Here is a 17,430-nt window from a genome sequence, read left to right on the forward strand (position 1 = left end):
GATAGGTTCGACGTTTCCCAGCGGGGCCGAGCCGATCGGGGGACGGATGATCGACGCCTACGAGGACCCGGGCACGCCCGACACACGGGGCGGCTGGCACTACCTGTGGTGGCTGGTGCTGCGTCAGCCCGGACGGTCGGCGGCCGGAGCACTGCTGGGCAGCGTGTGGATGGTGCTCATGGCCGCGCAGCCGTACATGATGGCGCGGGCCGTGGACGACGGGCTGGTGCCGGGCAGCCTCGGCGTGCTCGCCTGGTGGACGGCCGCGATGTTCGGGCTCGGGGCGCTGAACTCCTGGGTGAGCATCATGCGGCACCGCACCATGACCCGGGTCCGGATGGACGCCAACTTCCGTACGGTCAAGCTGGTCGTCGGGCACGCGGCCCGGCTGGGGGCGGTGCTGCCGCGCCGGGCCGGGGCCGGTGAGGTCGTCACCATCGGGGTCGGCGACGTGCAGACCCTCGCGCAGGCGCTGACCGTGGTCGGGCCCGGGGTGGGCTCGATCGTGGTGTACCTGGTGGTGGCCGGGCTGCTGCTGGCCATCTCGGCGCAGCTGGCCGCGGTGGTGCTGCTCGGAGTGCCGGTGATCGCCCTGCTCACCGGGCCGCTGACGCTGCAGCTGCAGGGCGCGGAGAGCGAGTACCGGGAGCGCCAGGGCGTGCTGACGGCGCGGATCGGCGACCTGGCGGGCGGCCTGCGCGTCCTCAACGGGCTGGGCGGCAAGGGGCTGTTCGCCGACGCCTTCCGCACGGACTCCCAGCGGCTGCGCGCGCAGGGCTACCGGGTGGGCACGGTGGCCAGCTGGGTGCAGGCGCTCGGGGTGGGCCTGCCCACGCTGTTCCTGGCCGTGGTGACCTGGCTGGCGGCCCGTCTGGTGGCCCAGGGGTCCATCACGGTGGGCGAGTTGGTGTCCGTGTACGGCTATGCGGCGGTGCTGATCGGCCCGGTCGCCTTCATCGTGGAGATGGCCTACGAGCTGAACCGGGGCGTGGTGGCCGCCCGCCGGGTCGTGGGCCTGCTGCGGCTGGCGCCGGAGCCGGACGAGGGCCGGCTGCCCGCGCCGGACGGGCCGGCCGAGCTGTACGACCCGGCCTCCGGGGTGCGGGCGGCGCCGGGCCGGCTGATCGCGCTGGCCGCGGCCCGTCCCGCCGAGGCCGTCGCGGTCGTCGACCGCCTCGGCCGCTACGGCCGCACCGACGTCACCTGGGGCGGGGTACGGCTCGACGCGGTCCCGCTGGCCGACGTACGGGCCCGGATCGTGGTCGCCGACAACGAGGCGGACCTGTTCGCCGGACCGCTGGGGGAGGTCGTCGCCGCCGAGCACACGGCCGGGGAGGCGGCCGTGCGGCGGGCGGTGCACGCGGCCGCCGCCGACGACGTCGTACGCGGGCTGCCGGACGGTCTGGACTCGCCGGTGGCGGGGCAGGGCCGCAGCCTGTCCGGCGGGCAGCGCCAGCGGATCCGGCTGGTACGGGCACTGCTGGCCGACCCCGAGGTGCTGCTCGCCGTCGAGCCGACCTCGGCGCTGGACGCACACACCGAGGCCACGGTCGCCGAGCGGCTGCGCGAGGCGCGCAGCGGCCGCACGACCGTGGTGGCGAGCACCTCTCCGCTGGTGCTGGACCGCGCGGACACGGTGCTGTTCCTGGCCGACGGCAAGGTGGCGGCGAGCGGCCCGCACCGGTCGCTGCTCGCCCGGGAGCCCGGCTACCGGGCGCTGGTCGCCCGGGACGCCGACGATGCGGAGGAAGCCGGGGGCGCCGGGGACGCGGAGGAAGCCTCGGACGCCGGGGACGCCGGGGACGCCGGAGACACGGAGTGCGTGACGGACGCCGGGAACGCGGACGGCGCCGTGAGCGCGGAGGGGAAGGCCGTACGGTGACGACGGACAGGGGACTGCTGCCGGTCGCCGACCGGGCGCGGGTGCGGCGGGCCGCCGTGCGGCTGGTGCGGGCCGACGGGCGGGCGTTCGGCGCCGCCCTGGTGCTCAACGCGCTGGCGGCCGCGGCGGGGCTCGCCGGGCCCTGGCTGGTCGGGCGGATCGTCGACGAGGTGCGCGCGGGCGGCGGGGTCGGGGCGGTGGACCGGCTGGCGCTGTGGATCCTGCTGTGCGCGCTGGCCCAGCTGCTGCTGGCGCGCTGGGCCCGCTGTGTGGGCTACCGGTTCGGGGAGCGGACGCTGGCCCGGGTCCGCGAGGAGTACGTCGACCGGGTGCTGGCGCTGCCCGCCTCGACCGTGGAGCGGGCCGGCACCGGCGACCTGACCGCGCGGGGCACGGCCGATGTGGCGGTCGTCGGCACGACACTGCGCGACATCGGTCCTGAACTGCTGGTGTACACCGTGCAGGCGCTGTTCGTGCTCGGCGCGGTGTTCGCGCTCGACCCGCTGCTCGGCCTGTTCGGCCTGCTGGGTCTCCTGCCGATCTGGCCGGCGCTGCGTTGGTACCTGCGGCGGGCCCGGGACGGATACCTCGCCGAGGGCGCGGCCACCTCCGAGGTCGCCGAGATCGTGGCGGCGACGGCGGCCGGAGCGAGGACGGTCGAGGCCTTCCGGCTCCGGCGGCGGCGGATCGCGGCGAGCCGGGACACCCTGGAGCGGTCCCGCCGGACCCGCTTCTACACGCTGTACCTGCGCAGCGTGTTCTTCCCGGCGGTCGAGGTGACGTACACCGTGCCCGTGGTCGGTGTGCTGCTGCTCGGCGGCTGGCTGCACGAGCGCGGTGCGGTGGGCGTGGGCGCGGTGGTGGCCGCGGCGCTGTATCTGCGTCAGTTCACCGAGCCGCTGGACCAGATCCTGATGCGGGTGGAGCTGCTGCAGAGCAGCAGCGCCTCGTTCGCCCGGGTGGAGGGGCTCGCCGAGGCGCCGCGGGCGGCGACGCAGGACGGCTGCGCGGAGCCGGCGGACGACCGGATCGACGTGCGCGGGGTGCGCTACGCCTACGAGCGTGGCGGCGAGGTGCTGCGCGGGGTGGACCTGACGGTGCGGCCCGGGGAGCGGCTCGCCGTGGTGGGCCCCTCCGGCGCGGGCAAGACCACGTTGAGCAGACTCCTCGCGGGCATCGACACACCGTCCCACGGCACGGTCACGGTGGGCGGGGTCCCGGTCGCGGCGCTGGAGCCGGACCGGCTGCGCCGCCAGGTCGTCCTGGTCACCCAGGAACACCACGTCTTCCTCGGCACGGTCCGCGACAACCTCCTCATCGCAGAACCGGCGGCCGGGGACGCCGACTTGTGGGCGGCACTGGCGGCGGTGGGTGCCGACGACTGGGTGCGCGGCCTGCCGGGCGCCCTGGACGCCCGACTCGGTCCGCACGGCCATCCCACCGACGGCTCGCAGGCCCAGCAACTTGCCCTGGCCCGAGTAGTTCTGGCGGACCCTCACACGCTGATCCTCGACGAGGCGACGGCCCTTCTCGACCCCACCACCGCCCGCCACACCGAGCAGGCGCTGGCCGCGGTCCTGGAGTCCCGCACGGTCATCGCGATCGCCCACCGCCTCCACACGGCCCACGACGCGGACCGGGTGGCGGTCATGGAGGACGGCCGCCTGACGGAACTGGGCACGCACGAGGACCTGGTGGCGGCGGACGGGGCGTACGCGGCGCTGTGGCGGACGTGGCACGGCGACGGAGCCGATTCCTGAGCGGGGTACCGCACCTGAACTCGACCTGTTCGGCGGTCAGTTCGTAGTACTTCTCAAGGGGAGGCGTCCCTGGGCGGCCTCTGACGAACCGTCACACCCATCGGGCCACGAAGATCATAGAACCGGCGTGTCGATGTCCTTTTTTTCCTGACGTCATATTAAATCTCCCTATCTGCAAGCGGTCGATCTGTGGCAGATCACATCGACTCACCCCATGGAGATGACATGCACCAGCTTCGCAAGGCCGCCGTCCTGGTGGCCGCCCTTGGCGCCGTCGGCCTCGTGAGCGCCGGCACCGCACATGCTGAAGTCCTTGCCGGCGGCGGTAAGGGCGGCGACAACGTCAGCGCCCTGCAGAGTTCCAACTGCAAGTCGCACGACCTGAACCTGGACCTGCTCGGCGAGGTGGGACTCATCAACGGCGCACTGGGCAACGCGCTCAACGGCGAGGGAGACCCGGGCGCCCAGGGCACCCACATCGGTTCGACCATGGGATGCAGCAACAGCGTCTTCTGACCGTACGCAACAGATGGCAAAAGCCCCCCGCGGAGATGACGCGGGGGGCTTCGCCGTCCGGTCCGGCGGGTCGCCCGCAGGGACCGGACGTGCAGGGGGCCGGGGCCTACGGCACGCCGAGTTCGAACAGCGCGTAGCCCGCGTACGAGCCGGAGGCCAGGGCCGCGATGCCGAGCACCGTGCACTGCATGCGCAGGCTCAGCCGGCGCATCGCCAGGGCCAGGGGGACGAACAGCGGGAAGCAGGGCAGCAGGTAGCGCGAGACGTTGGCGAAGATCTGCTGACTGCCGAGGACCAGGACGAGGGTCAGCACGGTGTGGACGACCAGCACCGCCGGCGGGCGCAGCCGCAGCAGCAGCGGGACGAGGGCGAAGGCCAGCAGGACGACCCCCACGCCGATCACGTCCGCGAAGGGCCAGGCGGACAGATACGTGAAGTGGCCCACCGGTACGGACGTCAGCACGTCGAAGGTCTGCTTGCCGTAGTCGAAGCTGTGCGCCCAGGCGCCCGACTGGAGTGTGAAGTAGCCGCCGTAGTCGCCCATGCGGTGGCCCACCCAGCCGAGATAACCGAGCAGGCCGAGCGGGGCCAGGGCCATGGCCAGGAGCGGGCGCACCACGCCGTCGCGGCGGTCGCGCAGCGCGCACAGCGCGGCGACGCCGAGCGCGGCGATCAGTGCGGCGGCCGTGGGGCGGTTGAGGCCGGCCGCGAAGGTGAGCACTCCCGCGGTGAGCCAGCGGCGGGTCATGACCGCGTAGCAGGCCCAGGCGGCGAGAGCGACGTAGAGCGAGTCCGAGTAGACCGCCCACTCCACGCCGGAGCCGGGCCAGACCGCCCACAGGCCCGCCGCGGCGAGACCGGCCCGTCGGCCGCCCAGCCGCTCCGTGACGGCGTAGATCCCGAGCGCGGCGGCGAACGAGGCGAGGACGGAGACCACGATGCCCGCGCCGTACGGGCCCAGGCCGGTGACCGCGGAGGTCAGCCGCATCAGCGCCGGGTAGAGCGGGAAGAACGCCGCCGAGTTGCCCTCCAGCGTGATCAGACCGGTGGCGCCCGGGATGTGGACGAGCTTCGGGTCGTAGCCGTGCACCGCGATCTGCTGGTACCACCAGCCGTCCCAGGTGGCGAGCACGTCCCAGGCGTGCGCTCCGCCGCCGAAGCGGGGGTGCTTGGTGCGGAAGTCGCCGGCCGAGTCCAGCAGGTACATGAACGAGGCGAAGCCGATGAGCTTCAGGACGCCGTAGAGGGCGAGGACCGGGCCGTGGTGGCGGGCGGCGGCGTGCAGGCGTTCCCGGAGGCCGGCCGGACGGGCCGGGGCCGGTGCGGGCGTGCGGGGCAGGGTCGTGGTCATGCGGCGCCCGGCCTCGTACGGTGGCGGGTCAGGTCCCGTCGCATCCGGGCGATGCCGCGCAGGTCGGCCAGCGCGGTGGAGAGGATGTCGACCCGGCTGTCGGGGTCGTCGACCCAGTCCACCGGCACTTCGTGGATCCTGAGCCCCGCCCGCTCGGCGAGCACCAGCAGTTCGGTGTCGAAGAACCACTCCCCGTCCCGCACCAGCGGCAGCAGCCGCTCGGCGACATCGCGCCGCACCGCCTTGAACCCGCACTGCGCGTCCGAGAATCCGACGGCGAGCGTGCAGCGCAGCAGGACGTTGTAGCAGCGGGAGATGACCTCCCGCTTGGGTCCGCGCACCACCCGCGAACCGGCCGCGAGCCGGGTGCCGATGGCCAGGTCGGAGTGGCCCGAGATGAGCGGCGCGACCAGCGGCAGCAGCGCCGCGAGCCCGGTGGACAGGTCCACGTCGGTGTACGCCAGTACCGGCGCCCGCGAGCCCGACCAGGCGGCGCGCAGCGCCCGGCCGCGCCCCTTGACGGGCAGCCGTATCCACTCCACCTCGGCCAGTTCGTCGGCGAGCTGCGCGGCGATGCCCGGCGTGCGGTCGGTGCTGGCGTTGTCGGCGATGGTGATCCGGAACGGGTAGGGGAACGTCTCCCGCAGATGCGTGTGCAGCCGCCGGACGTTCGGCCCGAGATCCTTCTCCTCGTTGAACACGGGCACCGCCAGGTCCAGGACGGGCTCCTCGTGGTGCGTGGGCAAAGGCGCGCGCCGGGGAAGCGGGGTCCTGGCCGGTGCCGTCCGGCCTGGGCGGAGATATATCACGTAAGTCCCTTGCGTTCTCTGGTGCGAGGCGCGCCGAAGGCACGCGCGGCGGTGAAGTGACGGGAGAGCGGCGCGCTATCCGGTCGGGGTGGCCGTGGCGGTGGAGGTGTACGACGGGTCGGCCGGCGGGGTCGGGGAATCCGTCGGGGACGGAGGGGCGGCCGCGCCCCGGGAGGTGGCGGTCGCCGTGGCGGTGGGCGGGCCGGAGGCCGGGTCGGTGGCCGGGTCGGAACCCCCCGGCGACGCGGGCGGGAAGGAGGTCTGCGTCGTCCCGCCCGGGTCCGGCGACTGCGTCGGGGTCGAACTGGGCGGCGAGCTGGGCGAGTCGTCCGGTGAGGGCGAGGTGTTCGGGCTCGGCGTCGGGCTGACGGCGGGCCAGGGGTGGGGCGCGCTCGGCTGGTCCGTGCCCGGAGCGTGCGGCCACAGGAGCAGCCCGAGTCCGATCCCGGCCAGGGCCAGGGCCAGGGCGGAGCCGGCGACGCGGCGGGCCGCCCGCACCCGGCGCCGGGTGCGCACGCCCGCGTGCAGCCGCTCCCGGTGCCCGGCCTCGAAGGGAGCGTGCTCCCGGGTGCCGTGCATCAGCTGCGTCAGCTGCCGCTCGAAGTGATCCATGCGATCCAGCTGGTCCATGGTTCCTCCCTCACCCCACCGGCTCGATGACGTCGGCCAGGAGCCCGCGCAGCCGGGCCACCCCGCGCGCGGCATGGGACCGGGCGGTGCCCACCGGGCAGCCCAGGGTCTGAGCGACCTGCCGGTCGGGCAGGTCCTGGTAGTAGCGCAGGACGACGGCGGCCCGCTGCGGCGGGCTCAGCTGCGCGAGCGCCGCCTCCAGCCGGGAGCGCTCGGCGACGGCGGCGGACATGTCGCCCTCCACGGCCACCTCGGGCAGTTCCTCGACGGGCCGCTCGCCCCACCAGCGCCGGCGGGCCGAGCGGGCCGCGGCCCGGGCCAGCACCTTGCGCACGTACGCCTCCGGCGCCTCGTCGGCGACCTTCGGCCAGACGAACCACAGCTTGACCAAGGACTCCTGCAGCAGGTCCTCCGCCCGGTGCCGGTCTCCGCCGGTGAGCAGCCGGGCCAGATGGATCAGCGCCGACCAGCGGGCCGCGACGAACGCGTCGTACTCACCTGCCCGAGCCTGCTCCATTCCCGCTGTCCCCGTTCTCGCCGACTGTCCTCACAGGGGGAAAGGCTCTGGACCCCCTTCGGCGCTGCACTCGGAGGACGTGATCCGCGTCACGCACAGGTTGCGCAGGTGTCAGTCGACCCGCAGCAGCAGCACCGTCCTCGCCGGAACCGTGATCTCCGCACCTGCCGGGTGGACCGTGCCCGGGGCCTCGGTCTGTTCCTCGCGAGAGGTGTCGACCAGGACCTCGTAGCGCTCGGCCCACGGCGGGCCGGGCAGCACGAACCCCGTCGGGTCCTCGCCCGCGTGCAGCACCGCGAGGAAGCTGTCGTCCACGACCGGCGCGCCCCGCTCGTCCCGGCCCGGTATGTCCCGGCCGGACAGATACATGCCAAGCGTGGCGGCGGGTGCGTACCAGTCGCCCTCGGTCATCTCCCCGCCCCGCGAGGTGAACCAGGCCAGGTCGCGCAGCCCGTCCGCCGAGTGGGCACGGCCGGAGAAGAAGGCGCGGCGGCGCAGCACCGGGTGCCGGTGGCGCAGCCCGATCAGCCGGGAGGTCAGGTCGTACAGGGGGCGCCAGGCGGGATCGTCGAGCAGGGACCAGTCCAGCCAGCCGATCTCGTTGTCCTGGCAGTAGGCGTTGTTGTTGCCGCGCTGGGTGCGGCCGAGTTCGTCGCCGGCGACCAGCATCGGCACCCCCGTGGACAGCAGCAGGGTCGTCAGGAGGTTCCTGAGCTGCCTGCGCCGCAGCGCCCGCACCCGCTCGTCGTCCGTCTCCCCCTCCGCCCCGCAGTTCCAGGAGCGGTTGTCGTCGGTGCCGTCGCGGTTGTTCTCGCCGTTGGCCTCGTTGTGCTTGGTCTCGTACGACACCAGGTCGCGCAGGGTGAAGCCGTCGTGCGCGGTGACGAAGTTGACCGAGGCGTAGGGGCGGCGCCCGCCCCAGGCGTACAGGTCGCTGGAGCCGGACAGCCGGTAGCCCATCTCCCGCACGTCGGGCAGCGCATGGCGCCAGAAGTCGCGCACGGTGTTGCGGTAGCGGTCGTTCCACTCCGTCCACAGCGGGGGGAAGGCCCCCACCTGGTAGCCGCCCGAGCCGATGTCCCACGGTTCGGCGATGAGCTTGACCCGGCGCAGCACGGGGTCCTGGGCGATGACGGCCAGAAAGGGCGAGAGCATGTCGACGTCGTGCATCGAGCGGGCGAGCGCCGCCGCCAGGTCGAACCGGAAACCGTCCACGCCCATCTCCGTCACCCAGTAGCGCAGCGAGTCCGTGATCAGGCGCAGCACCTGGGGCTGGACCACGTGCAGGGTGTTGCCGCAGCCGGTGTAGTCGGCATACCGGCGGGCGTCGTCCTGGAGGCGGTAGTAGCCGCGGTTGTCGATGCCCTTCAGGGACAGGGTGGGCCCCAGCTCGCCCGCCTCGGCGGTGTGGTTGTAGACCACGTCGAGGACGACCTCGATGCCGGCGGCGTGCAGCGCGCGGACCATCCGCTTGAACTCGCCGACCTGCTGCCCCGTGTTCCCGGAGGCCGCGTAGGCCGCGTGCGGGGCGAAGTAGCCGATGGAGTTGTAGCCCCAGTAGTTCCTCAGGCCGCGGCGCAGCAGGTGGTCCTCGTGCGCGAACTGGTGCACCGGGAGCAGTTCCACGGCCGTGACGCCCAGCTTCACCAGGTGCTCGACCGCCGCCGGGTGCGCCAGCCCGGCATAGGTGCCGCGCAGGTGTGCGGGGATGCCCGGGTGCAGCCTGGTGAAGCCCCGCACGTGCAGCTCGTAGATGACGGAGTCGGCCCACGGGGTCTTCGGCCGGCGGTCGTCCTCCCAGTCGTCGTCATCGTCGACGACGACGCCCTTGGGCACGTGCGGCGCCGAGTCCCGGTCGTCGCGCACGGTGTCGGCCACCTGCTGCTGCGGCCAGTCCCGCACGTGCCCGTAGACCTCCGGCGGCAGCCCGAACTCGCCGTCCACCGCGCGGGCGTACGGGTCCAGCAGCAGCTTCGCCGGGTTCCAGCGTGCGCCGACCCAGGGGTCCCAGCGGCCGTGTACCCGGTAGCCGTACCGCTGGCCGGGCATCACACCCGGCACGAAGCCGTGCCAGATCTCGTGCGTGAGTTCGGCCAGCGGAACCTGGGTCTCCCGGCCGCGCTCGTCGAACAGACACAGCCGGACCGCCTCCGCGCCGGCCGCCCACAGCGCGAAGTTGGTGCCCGCGACGCCGTCCGGGCCGACCCGGAACCGGGCCCCCAGCGGAGTCGGCGCACCCGGCCACACCGGTGGCACGGGCGGCAGGGCGCGGCGGGAGCCGCCGACCGCGGTGGCAGGGTGCCCGCTCCCGGCGGCCGGCTCCCCGGCCCGTGCCCGCTGCTCCGCTGCGCTCGTCACCTGTCGGCCCCTCTTTTCAGTGGCTCGCCCGCGGGGCGCGGCCGGCCGCGCCGAAGGGCCGAGGGTGCCCGTGGGCACACCCGGCCTCCCGGTGGCGGCTGCGCCCCGACGGCTCCGACGCGGGCTGGGGGTACCCCCTCGCAGGGAGGCTCCCCGGTCGTCCTCCTCACAGTTCTGCCCAGCGCGGGGGTCGCACTCACGTTTCCCCGGAGCGTGCCCGGTCGTTGAGCCTCGCGTGAGGCACGTACAAGCACGCGCACGGCGCACGGGAGCCGCGCTGGCCGCGGCACTGACATGGGCGGGGCTGCTGGCCGGCTGCTCCTCGGCCGGCTCCGGCCCCCTGGGCATGGACCGGGTGTTCGGCAAACCGCCGGCCCCCGAGGACGTCATCAGGGTCGCCCCGGACGACGGCAGCAAGGCCGTCAGGCCCGAGGACCGGCTGCGGGTACGGGTGCCCGCCGGGCGTCTGGAGAAGGTGACGGTCGTCAAGTCCCAGGACGCACAGAGCTCCCCGGTCCGCGGACACATCACCGCCGACGGGCTGACCTGGGAACCGGACGACAAACGCCTCGCGCTCGCCGCCGAGTACACCGTCGACGCGGTCGCGCTGGACGCCGACGGCCACCGCTCGGCCCGGCACACCACCTTCACCACCTACGTCCCCGAGCAACGCTTCATCGCCTACGTCACCCCCGAGAACCGCGCCACCGTCGGCACCGGCATGATCGTCTCCCTCGCCTTCAGCCAGGAGATCGCCCACCGCGCCGACGTCGAACGCGCCGTACGGGTCACCGCGAACCCGCCAGTGGAGATCCGCCCGCACTGGTTCGGCAAGGACCGCCTCGACTTCCGCCCCGAGCGCTACTGGAAGCCCGGCACCGAGGTCACCGTCCACCTCGGCCTCAGGGACGTCGAGGGTGCGCCCGGCGTCTACGGCCTGCAGGACAAGACCTTCGCCTTCACCGTCGGCCGCAGCCAGGTGTCCCTGGTCGACGCGGCCCGCCACATGATGGACGTGCGGCGCGACGGCGAGCTGCTGGCCACCGTCCCGATCACCGCGGGCGCCCCCCAGCACCCCACCTACAACGGGAAGATGGTGGTGATGGACATGCTCGAGGTGACCCGCATGAACAGCCGCACGGTCGGCTTCGGCGGCGAGTACGACATCCCCGACGTCCCGCACGCCATGAAGCTCACCGACTCCGGCACCTTCCTGCACGGCAACTACTGGTCGCCCGAGTCCCCGGGACACGTCAACGTCAGTCATGGATGCGTGGGCCTCCAGGACGTCAAGGGCGGCGGCTCGGACACCCCGGCGGGCTGGTTCTTCGACCGCAGCCTGGTCGGGGACGTCGTCGAGGTAGTCAACAGCAAGGACAAAACGGTCTCTCCCGACAACGGCCTCGGAGGGTGGAACATGGAGTGGAAGGAATGGAAAGCGGGCGGCGCGGTCAAGTAACCGGGTGAGGGATGGGGTTCCGGGCGGGGTGACAGGTTGAAATTGCGACGGAACGGTGACGTTCGCCTGACACCTCGCTCAAATCCCGGCGGTTAACATGCGCACACCAAAGTGGTGGGGAGCGGGCCTGACCTGGTCCGGCGAGGGGAGAACAACTTGAACGTGCGGCCGATATCGGGGGCGTCGGTGGGGGGCCGGGGGAGTGGCACGGCCCCCATCAAGGGCAGGGGCCGTAAGGGGCTGGCGCTCATAGCCGGCGCCCTGCTGGTGTCCCTCACCGCGTGCGGCGGCGGTGACTCGGGGTCCGGTTCCGGGCACGACAAGGCCAAGGACCCCGCCACTCAGCAGGGCAAGCAGTCGACGGCTTCCGTCACCATCTCGCCCAAGTCCGGTGCCACGGGCGTCGACACCAGCGGCGCCCTGAAGGTGAACGCGGCCAAGGGCAAGCTGACCGAGGTCACCGTCAAGGACGCCAAGGGCGTCCGGGTCGAGGGGGCCATCACCGGCGGCGGTGCCTCCTGGACCCCGTCGAGCCATCTGGCCGCCTCCACCAAGTACACGGTGCACGCGGTCGCCAAGGACTCCGCGGGCCGCGAGGCCGCCGAGGACTCCAGCTTCACCACGCTCACGCCGAAGAACACCTTCATCGGCGACTTCACCCCCGAGGACGGCTCCACCGTCGGGGTGGGCATGCCGTTCTCCGTCCGCTTCACCCGGGGCATCACCCACCCCGAGGCCGTCCAGAAGGCCATCAGGATCAGGACCGAGCCGGCCGTCGACGTCGAGGGCCACTGGTTCGGCAACGACCGCATCGACTTCCGCCCCGAGAAATACTGGAAGTCCGGCACGAAGGTCACCGTCGACCTCGACCTGAACGGCGTCGAGGGCCGTGACGGCGTCTACGGCGAGCAGCACAAGACGCTGACGTTCACCATCGGCCGCAACCAGGTCTCCTACGTGGACGCCAAGAAGCACACGATGAAGGTCACCCAGGACGGCAAGGTCATCAAGACCATCCCGGTCACCACCGGCAAGCCCGGCTACGACACCTGGAACGGCCAGATGGTCATGCGCGAGAAGCTCGCTGTGACCCGCATGAACGGCGAGACCGTCGGCTACGGCGGCGAGTACGACATCAAGGACGTCCCGCACGCCATCCGCCTCACCGACTCCGGCACCTTCATCCACGGCAACTACTGGGGCGGCGACGCCTTCGGCAACTACAACGCCAGCCACGGCTGTGTCGGCCTTCGTGACGTGCGCGGAGGCTACGACAAGAACGTGCCTGCGGCCTGGTTCTTCAACCACTCGATGAGCGGCGACGTGGTGGTCGTGAAGAACTCCCACGACCGCACGGTGGCTCCGGACAACGGCCTCAACGGCTGGAACATGTCCTGGGCCGACTGGAAGAAGTGAGCCCGTCCGGGGCTTGACGGGAGTTCGGCCGACGGTCGCCTCTCGGGCGCCGGTACCTGCCTGCGGGCGGGTGCCGGCGCTTGTGTCTGTGCGGGTGCGGGTGCGGGTGCGGGTGCGGATTCCGGTCAGCTGCGGGTGCGCTGTGGCTGGTCGCGCAGTTCCCCGCGCCCCTTGCGGGCGACGCCCCTTCGGGGCTGCCGCCCGGCCCCGGCCGTGTGTGTGATCGAGCGCATCGGGGCGGTTGGCGTTAATCCCCGTGCTGTGCCTGCCCGGGGGCGACCCCCGGACCCCCGGCCGTGTGTGTGATCGAGCGCACCGGGGCGGTTGGCGTTAATCCCCGTTAACCTGCTGCGCATGACCGTGAATCTGGAAGTCGCCGAGGGTGTCGGCACCCTGCGTCTGGACCGCCCGCCGATGAACGCGCTGGACGTCGCCACGCAGGACCGGCTGAAGGAGCTCGCCGAGGAGGCCACGCGCCGCGAGGACGTGCGTGCCGTGGTGATCTACGGTGGCGAGCGGGTGTTCGCGGCGGGCGCGGACATCAAGGAGATGCAGGCCATGGACCACGCCGCGATGGTCCTGCGGTCCCGTGCCCTGCAGGACTCCTTCACCGCCGTGGCCCGCATCCCCAAGCCCGTCGTCGCGGCCATCACCGGCTACGCGCTCGGCGGCGGCTGCGAGCTGGCCCTGTGCGCCGACTACCGTATCGCCGCCGACAACGCCAAGCTGGGCCAGCCCGAGATCCTGCTCGGACTGATCCCCGGCGCCGGCGGCACCCAGCGCCTGCCCCGGCTGGTGGGCCCCTCCAAGGCCAAGGACCTGATCTTCACCGGCCGTCAGGTGAAGGCCGACGAGGCCCTCGCGATCGGCCTGGTGGACCGGGTCGTGCCGGCCGCCGAGGTGTACGAGCAGGCGCACGCCTGGGCCGCCAGGCTCGCCCAGGGGCCGGCGATCGCCCTGCGCGCGGCGAAGGAGTCGGTCGACACCGGCCTGGAGACCGATCTCGACACCGGGCTCGCCGTCGAACGGAACTGGTTCGCCGGTCTGTTCGCCACCGAGGACCGCGAGCGGGGCATGCGCAGCTTCGTGGAGGAAGGGCCGGGCAAGGCGAAGTTCCTGTGAACAGGTCAACCCCGCCGGTGAACTTCACTGCCAGCACTTGCAATTGACGTGGCGTCTGATCCGGGTCCCCCGATGGGGCGGTTTATGGGAGCCTTAAGGCAACCTTAGGACTGCCTCGTCGAGGGGGCCTGACGATTGCCCGCGAGCGGGCCGTCGCCGCAGGTCGGCCCGGCAGTCCCCGAGCCTGACATGCCATTCGCATATGCCTGTGGGCCGGAGCGGAGCGGGGGCGCGCGAGGGGCGTATTCCTCCGGAACGGCCACGGAGGCGGCTCCGGGCGGCCATCATGGGGGCATGGCGGGGCTGGAGGGCATCGAACAGCCGCGGGGTCACAGCCGTGCGGCCGCGGCGCGTTGGTCGCCCGCGGTGGAGGACGAACAGGCACTCAAGGCGCTCGAACTGTTCGGCAACCCGACGGAGTCGGAGGTCCCGCTGCCGTCCCGCCCGGAGTCCGCCGCCGCCGCGCGCCGGCTGGCCCAGGTCGTCGTCCTGCGCCAGTGGGGACTGAGCCCCAAGATGACCGAGGACGCGGTCTTACTCGTCTCCGAACTCGTCGGCAACGCCGTGCGGCACACCGGAGCCCGGGTCTTCGGTCTCAGGATGCGCCGCCGCCGCGGCTGGATCCGCATCGAGGTCCGCGATCCCTCGCGCGGGCTGCCCTGTCTGATGCCGGTTCAGGAGATGGACGTCAGCGGCCGTGGCCTGTTCCTGGTGGACAAGCTCTCCGACCGCTGGGGGGTCGACCTGCTCCCGCGCGGCAAGACCACCTGGTTCGAGATGCGGGTCGCCGACCGCTGAGCGCTCCGCGGGACGGCCGGTGCGTCGCCTGCGGGACCGTCGTGGCTGGTCGCGCAGTTCCCCGCGCCCTTTGGGCCGCTGCCATACGACCCGAAATCATCCCCCATTCGGGGCAATCGGTGGTTTTCTTACCCATCACCCCTTAAATGGTGCGGGTGACCATGACCAACCGACGCGGAGCGCTGCGCGCGGGCGCCGGGCTCGTCGCCTCGGGCGCGCTCGCCGCCGGGTGCGCGAGCAGCCAGGACGTCCCGCCCGACTCCGCGACCCACGCGCACCCCGGGTCCGCCCCGCCCACCCGCGCGTCGGGCCGGGCCGCGGCCACGTCCCGGCCGGCGCCCGCCCCCCGCGCCTACCCCGGGCAGCCCGCCCAGATCACCCACGGCCCGCGCACCCGCCCCCAGGTCGCCCTCACCTTCCACGGCCAGGGCGCCCCCGACCTCGCCGCCTCCCTGCTCGGTGCGGCCGAACAGCACGGCGCCCGCCTCACCGTGCTCGCCGTCGGCACCTGGCTGGACGAACACCCGGACCTCGCCCGCCGCATCCTCGACGGCGGCCACGACCTCGGCAACCACACCCAGCGCCACGTCTCCGTCAACGCCATGACCGAGGCCGAGGCCCGCAAGGAGATCACCGACTGCGCGGACCGGCTCAAGCGGCTCACCGGATCGATCGGCACCTGGTTCCGCCCCTCCCGCTCCCCGACCGCCTCCGCCCTGGTCGCCCGGCTGGCCCGCGCTGCGGGCTACCCGCACGTGCTGTCCTACGACGTCGACTCGCTCGACTACACCCGTCCCGGTGCCGACGCCGTCACCCGCAAGGTTCTCGCCGAAGTGCGGGGAGGCTCGGTGGTGAGCCTGCACTTCGGATACCCCGACACGGTCGCCGCCCTCCCCGTCGTACTCCACGAACTCGACCGCCGCGGACTGCGCGCGGTCACCACCACGGAGCTGCTGAGCTGATGCACCCCACCCAAGCCGCCCGGCTCCTGGCCGCCGGAGCCGCCCTCACCGTCCTGACGCTGCTGTCCGCGTGCAGCGGCGGCACCCAGCACCACGAGGACGAGGCCCTCGGCAGCAAGGCGCCCCTCCCCCCGCGGGTGAAGACCCAGCAGGCGAACGTGCTGCCCGGGATGCCCCCGGTGCAGGACCCGGCCGACCTCTACGCGGCCGACCGCCCGGGCAAGCTGTCCCCCGTCGTCAAGGACTTCCCGTCCCGGGTCTACGTCCCCAACACCAACTCCGACACGGTCACGGTCATCGACCCCAGGACCTACCGGATCATCGAGACCATCCCCGTCGGCCGCCAGCCCCAGCACGTGGTGCCGTCCTGGGACCTGAAGACCCTGTGGGTCAACAACGACCTCGGCAACAGCCTCACCCCCATCGACCCGAGGACCGGCAAGGCCGGCAAGCCGGTGCCGGTGCACGACCCGTACAACCTGTACTTCACGCCCGACGGCAAGTACGCCGTCGTCATGGCCTCCAAGGACCGCCAACTCGTCTTCCGGGACGCGCACACGATGAAGGTCGTCAAGTCCCTCCCCGTCAGCTGTTCCGGCGTCAACCACGCCGACTTCTCCGCCGACGGCCGGTACTTCATCGTCTCCTGCGAGTTCAGCGGCGAACTGCTCAAGGTCGACACGGCGAGGATGGAGGTGATCGGGCAGCAGAAACTGCCGTTCCACGGCGCGATGCCGCAGGACGTCAAGATCTCCCCGGACGGCAAGCTGTACTACATCGCCGACATGATGGCCAACGGGATGTGGATCCTGAACGGCGAGACGTTCGCCGAGCCGACGTTCCTGGCCACCGGAAAGGGCGCCCACGGGCTGTACATCAGCCGGGACTCCCGGGTGATGTACATCTCCAACCGCGGCGAGGGCACCATCTCCCTCTTCGACTTCAACGAGAACCGGCTCACCGGGAAGTGGCGCCTGCCCGGCGGCGGCAGTCCCGACATGGGAGGGGTCTCGGCCGACGGCAAGGTGCTGTGGCTGTCCGGGCGCTACAACTCCGAGGTGTACGCCATCGACACCCGCACCGGCGAGCAGCTGGCCCGCATCCGGGTCGGCAGCGGCCCGCACGGCCTCGCCGTCTACCCGCAGCCCGGCCGCTACTCACTGGGGCACACCGGCATCTTCCGCTGAAGCAGCACCTCCGCGCCCACCGGACGGTAGCCGGCCGCCTGGAACGCCCGTACGCTGCGGGCGTTCCCGGGCGCGACCTGCGCCCACAGCGGCTCCGTGGCGAGCCGGCGCGCCGCCGTCACCAGGGCGCGGCCCAGGCCCCGCTGCCGTACCCCCTCGTCGATCTCGACGGACACCTCCAGCCGGCCGGCGAGTCCGCGGCCCATGACCAGCACCCCGCCCTCGGCCGTCCAGGCCCGGACGTCCTCGCGCCGCCGGCGGGCGTAGGCGATGCGCGGATGACCGGCGTCCTCGATCTCCGTCAGCGCGAGCTGCGGCCCGCCGGACAGCGGGTGGCCGACCAGGACCGCGTCGACGGTCTCGCACCGGCGGCCCGTCCGGGCCAGCAGAGCGGCCAGGAAGACGGGGTTCATCGCCGCGGAGAGCGGATCGCAGTCGATGGCCTCCAGGGTGTCGTGCACCCATCGCGGGTCCTCGTCCGTGAAGACGACCGTGTGCGCGGTGAAGGACATCACCCCGGCGTCCCCGGCCGAGGGCTGCGGCAGCACCGTCGTACGGCCGTCCGCGGGCGGGAAGACACCGCGCGCCGCCGCGTCGAGCATGTCCCGCAAGGTTTCCAAGGTGTGCTCCTTGAGTCTCCACCGGCTGGAAGGACCAGACTCG

General features: G+C 72.7%; 15 protein-coding genes. 9 read left to right on the forward strand and 6 right to left on the reverse strand.

The window, feature by feature from the left end:
* Positions 1–46 precede the first annotated feature (46 nt).
* The 3 genes from ACFZCP_RS39025 to ACFZCP_RS39035 all read left to right on the forward strand — a co-directional run bounded on the left by ACFZCP_RS39025 (position 47) and on the right by ACFZCP_RS39035 (position 4,158).
* Positions 47–1,882 (forward strand): ABC transporter transmembrane domain-containing protein, encoded by a 1,836-nt coding sequence (locus ACFZCP_RS39025; RefSeq protein ID WP_391438985.1) that lies wholly within the window; start codon positions 47–49, stop codon positions 1,880–1,882.
* Positions 1,879–3,642: an ABC transporter transmembrane domain-containing protein gene (locus ACFZCP_RS39030; RefSeq protein ID WP_391438993.1), complete on the forward strand. Its 1,764-nt coding sequence runs from the start codon at positions 1,879–1,881 to the stop codon at positions 3,640–3,642. Before ACFZCP_RS39025 ends, ACFZCP_RS39030 begins: the two co-directional genes overlap by 4 nt.
* Positions 3,643–3,867: 225 nt before the next feature.
* A complete protein-coding gene (locus tag ACFZCP_RS39035; protein ID WP_362698222.1) occupies positions 3,868–4,158 on the forward strand; it encodes a hypothetical protein in 291 nt (96 codons plus the stop codon).
* 106 nt (positions 4,159–4,264) lie between these two features.
* Here the strand turns inward: ACFZCP_RS39035 and ACFZCP_RS39040 are convergent, their stop codons facing one another.
* The 5 genes from ACFZCP_RS39040 to glgX form a co-directional block, all read right to left on the reverse strand.
* Complete coding sequence (locus ACFZCP_RS39040) at positions 4,265–5,509, reverse strand: hypothetical protein (RefSeq protein WP_391438997.1); 1,245 nt, start codon at positions 5,507–5,509, stop codon at positions 4,265–4,267.
* Positions 5,506–6,255 carry a glycosyltransferase gene (locus ACFZCP_RS39045; RefSeq protein ID WP_391439005.1) on the reverse strand — a complete coding sequence of 250 codons (750 nt, stop codon included), beginning with the start codon at positions 6,253–6,255 and terminating at the stop codon, positions 5,506–5,508. The genes ACFZCP_RS39040 and ACFZCP_RS39045 overlap by 4 nt, the downstream gene beginning before the upstream one ends.
* 138 nt (positions 6,256–6,393) lie before the next feature.
* Positions 6,394–6,948: a hypothetical protein gene (locus ACFZCP_RS39050; protein WP_391439008.1), complete on the reverse strand. Its 555-nt coding sequence runs from the start codon at positions 6,946–6,948 to the stop codon at positions 6,394–6,396.
* A 10-nt stretch (positions 6,949–6,958) separates the two neighbouring features.
* On the reverse strand, positions 6,959–7,465 hold the full coding sequence (locus ACFZCP_RS39055; RefSeq protein WP_391439011.1) for a SigE family RNA polymerase sigma factor: 507 nt from the start codon (positions 7,463–7,465) through the stop codon (positions 6,959–6,961).
* Between the two features lie 111 nt (positions 7,466–7,576).
* A complete protein-coding gene (glgX, locus tag ACFZCP_RS39060; RefSeq protein ID WP_391439016.1) occupies positions 7,577–9,823 on the reverse strand; it encodes a glycogen debranching protein GlgX in 2,247 nt (748 codons plus the stop codon).
* A 235-nt stretch (positions 9,824–10,058) separates the two neighbouring features.
* On the opposite strand from glgX, the gene ACFZCP_RS39065 reads away from it, so the two are divergent.
* From ACFZCP_RS39065 to ACFZCP_RS39090, 6 genes are all read left to right on the forward strand, one after another.
* Positions 10,059–11,282, forward strand: coding sequence for an Ig-like domain-containing protein (locus tag ACFZCP_RS39065; RefSeq protein ID WP_391439020.1), 1,224 nt, complete (start codon positions 10,059–10,061; stop codon positions 11,280–11,282).
* 216 nt (positions 11,283–11,498) lie between these two features.
* Complete coding sequence (locus tag ACFZCP_RS39070) at positions 11,499–12,698, forward strand: Ig-like domain-containing protein (RefSeq protein ID WP_391439386.1); 1,200 nt, start codon at positions 11,499–11,501, stop codon at positions 12,696–12,698.
* Between the two features lie 354 nt (positions 12,699–13,052).
* Complete coding sequence (locus ACFZCP_RS39075) at positions 13,053–13,820, forward strand: enoyl-CoA hydratase-related protein (protein ID WP_362698204.1); 768 nt, start codon at positions 13,053–13,055, stop codon at positions 13,818–13,820.
* A gap of 294 nt (positions 13,821–14,114) precedes the next feature.
* The gene (locus ACFZCP_RS39080; protein ID WP_391439025.1) at positions 14,115–14,618 is read left to right on the forward strand and encodes an ATP-binding protein; all 504 of its coding nucleotides are present in this window, start codon (positions 14,115–14,117) and stop codon (positions 14,616–14,618) included.
* Between the two features lie 146 nt (positions 14,619–14,764).
* Positions 14,765–15,580 (forward strand): polysaccharide deacetylase family protein, encoded by an 816-nt coding sequence (locus ACFZCP_RS39085; protein ID WP_391439032.1) that lies wholly within the window; start codon positions 14,765–14,767, stop codon positions 15,578–15,580.
* Positions 15,580–16,767: a beta-propeller fold lactonase family protein gene (locus tag ACFZCP_RS39090; protein ID WP_391439036.1), complete on the forward strand. Its 1,188-nt coding sequence runs from the start codon at positions 15,580–15,582 to the stop codon at positions 16,765–16,767. The genes ACFZCP_RS39085 and ACFZCP_RS39090 overlap by 1 nt, the downstream gene beginning before the upstream one ends.
* Here ACFZCP_RS39090 and ACFZCP_RS39095 read toward each other — a convergent pair.
* On the reverse strand, positions 16,734–17,387 hold the full coding sequence (locus ACFZCP_RS39095) for a GNAT family N-acetyltransferase (protein WP_391439043.1): 654 nt from the start codon (positions 17,385–17,387) through the stop codon (positions 16,734–16,736). The genes ACFZCP_RS39090 and ACFZCP_RS39095 overlap by 34 nt on opposite strands.
* Positions 17,388–17,430 lie beyond the last annotated feature (43 nt).

Source organism: Streptomyces sp. NPDC007971 (assembly GCF_042958635.1).
Classification (GTDB): domain Bacteria; phylum Actinomycetota; class Actinomycetes; order Streptomycetales; family Streptomycetaceae; genus Streptomyces.

Bases quoted from the DNA above. Each gene is read 5' to 3' on its own strand.
- ACFZCP_RS39080 (WP_391439025.1), top strand. From the start codon at position 14,115: ATGGCGGGGCTGGAGGGCATCGAACAGCCGCGGGGTCACAGCCGTGCG.
- ACFZCP_RS39090 (WP_391439036.1), top strand. From the start codon at position 15,580: ATGCACCCCACCCAAGCCGCCCGGCTCCTGGCCGCCGGAGCCGCCCTC.
- ACFZCP_RS39035 (WP_362698222.1), top strand. From the start codon at position 3,868: ATGCACCAGCTTCGCAAGGCCGCCGTCCTGGTGGCCGCCCTTGGCGCC.
- ACFZCP_RS39040 (WP_391438997.1), bottom strand. From the start codon at position 5,509: ATGACCACGACCCTGCCCCGCACGCCCGCACCGGCCCCGGCCCGTCCG.
- ACFZCP_RS39075 (WP_362698204.1), top strand. From the start codon at position 13,053: ATGACCGTGAATCTGGAAGTCGCCGAGGGTGTCGGCACCCTGCGTCTG.
- ACFZCP_RS39055 (WP_391439011.1), bottom strand. From the start codon at position 7,465: ATGGAGCAGGCTCGGGCAGGTGAGTACGACGCGTTCGTCGCGGCCCGC.
- ACFZCP_RS39025 (WP_391438985.1), top strand. From the start codon at position 47: ATGATCGACGCCTACGAGGACCCGGGCACGCCCGACACACGGGGCGGC.
- ACFZCP_RS39085 (WP_391439032.1), top strand. From the start codon at position 14,765: ATGGTGCGGGTGACCATGACCAACCGACGCGGAGCGCTGCGCGCGGGC.
- ACFZCP_RS39050 (WP_391439008.1), bottom strand. From the start codon at position 6,948: ATGGACCAGCTGGATCGCATGGATCACTTCGAGCGGCAGCTGACGCAG.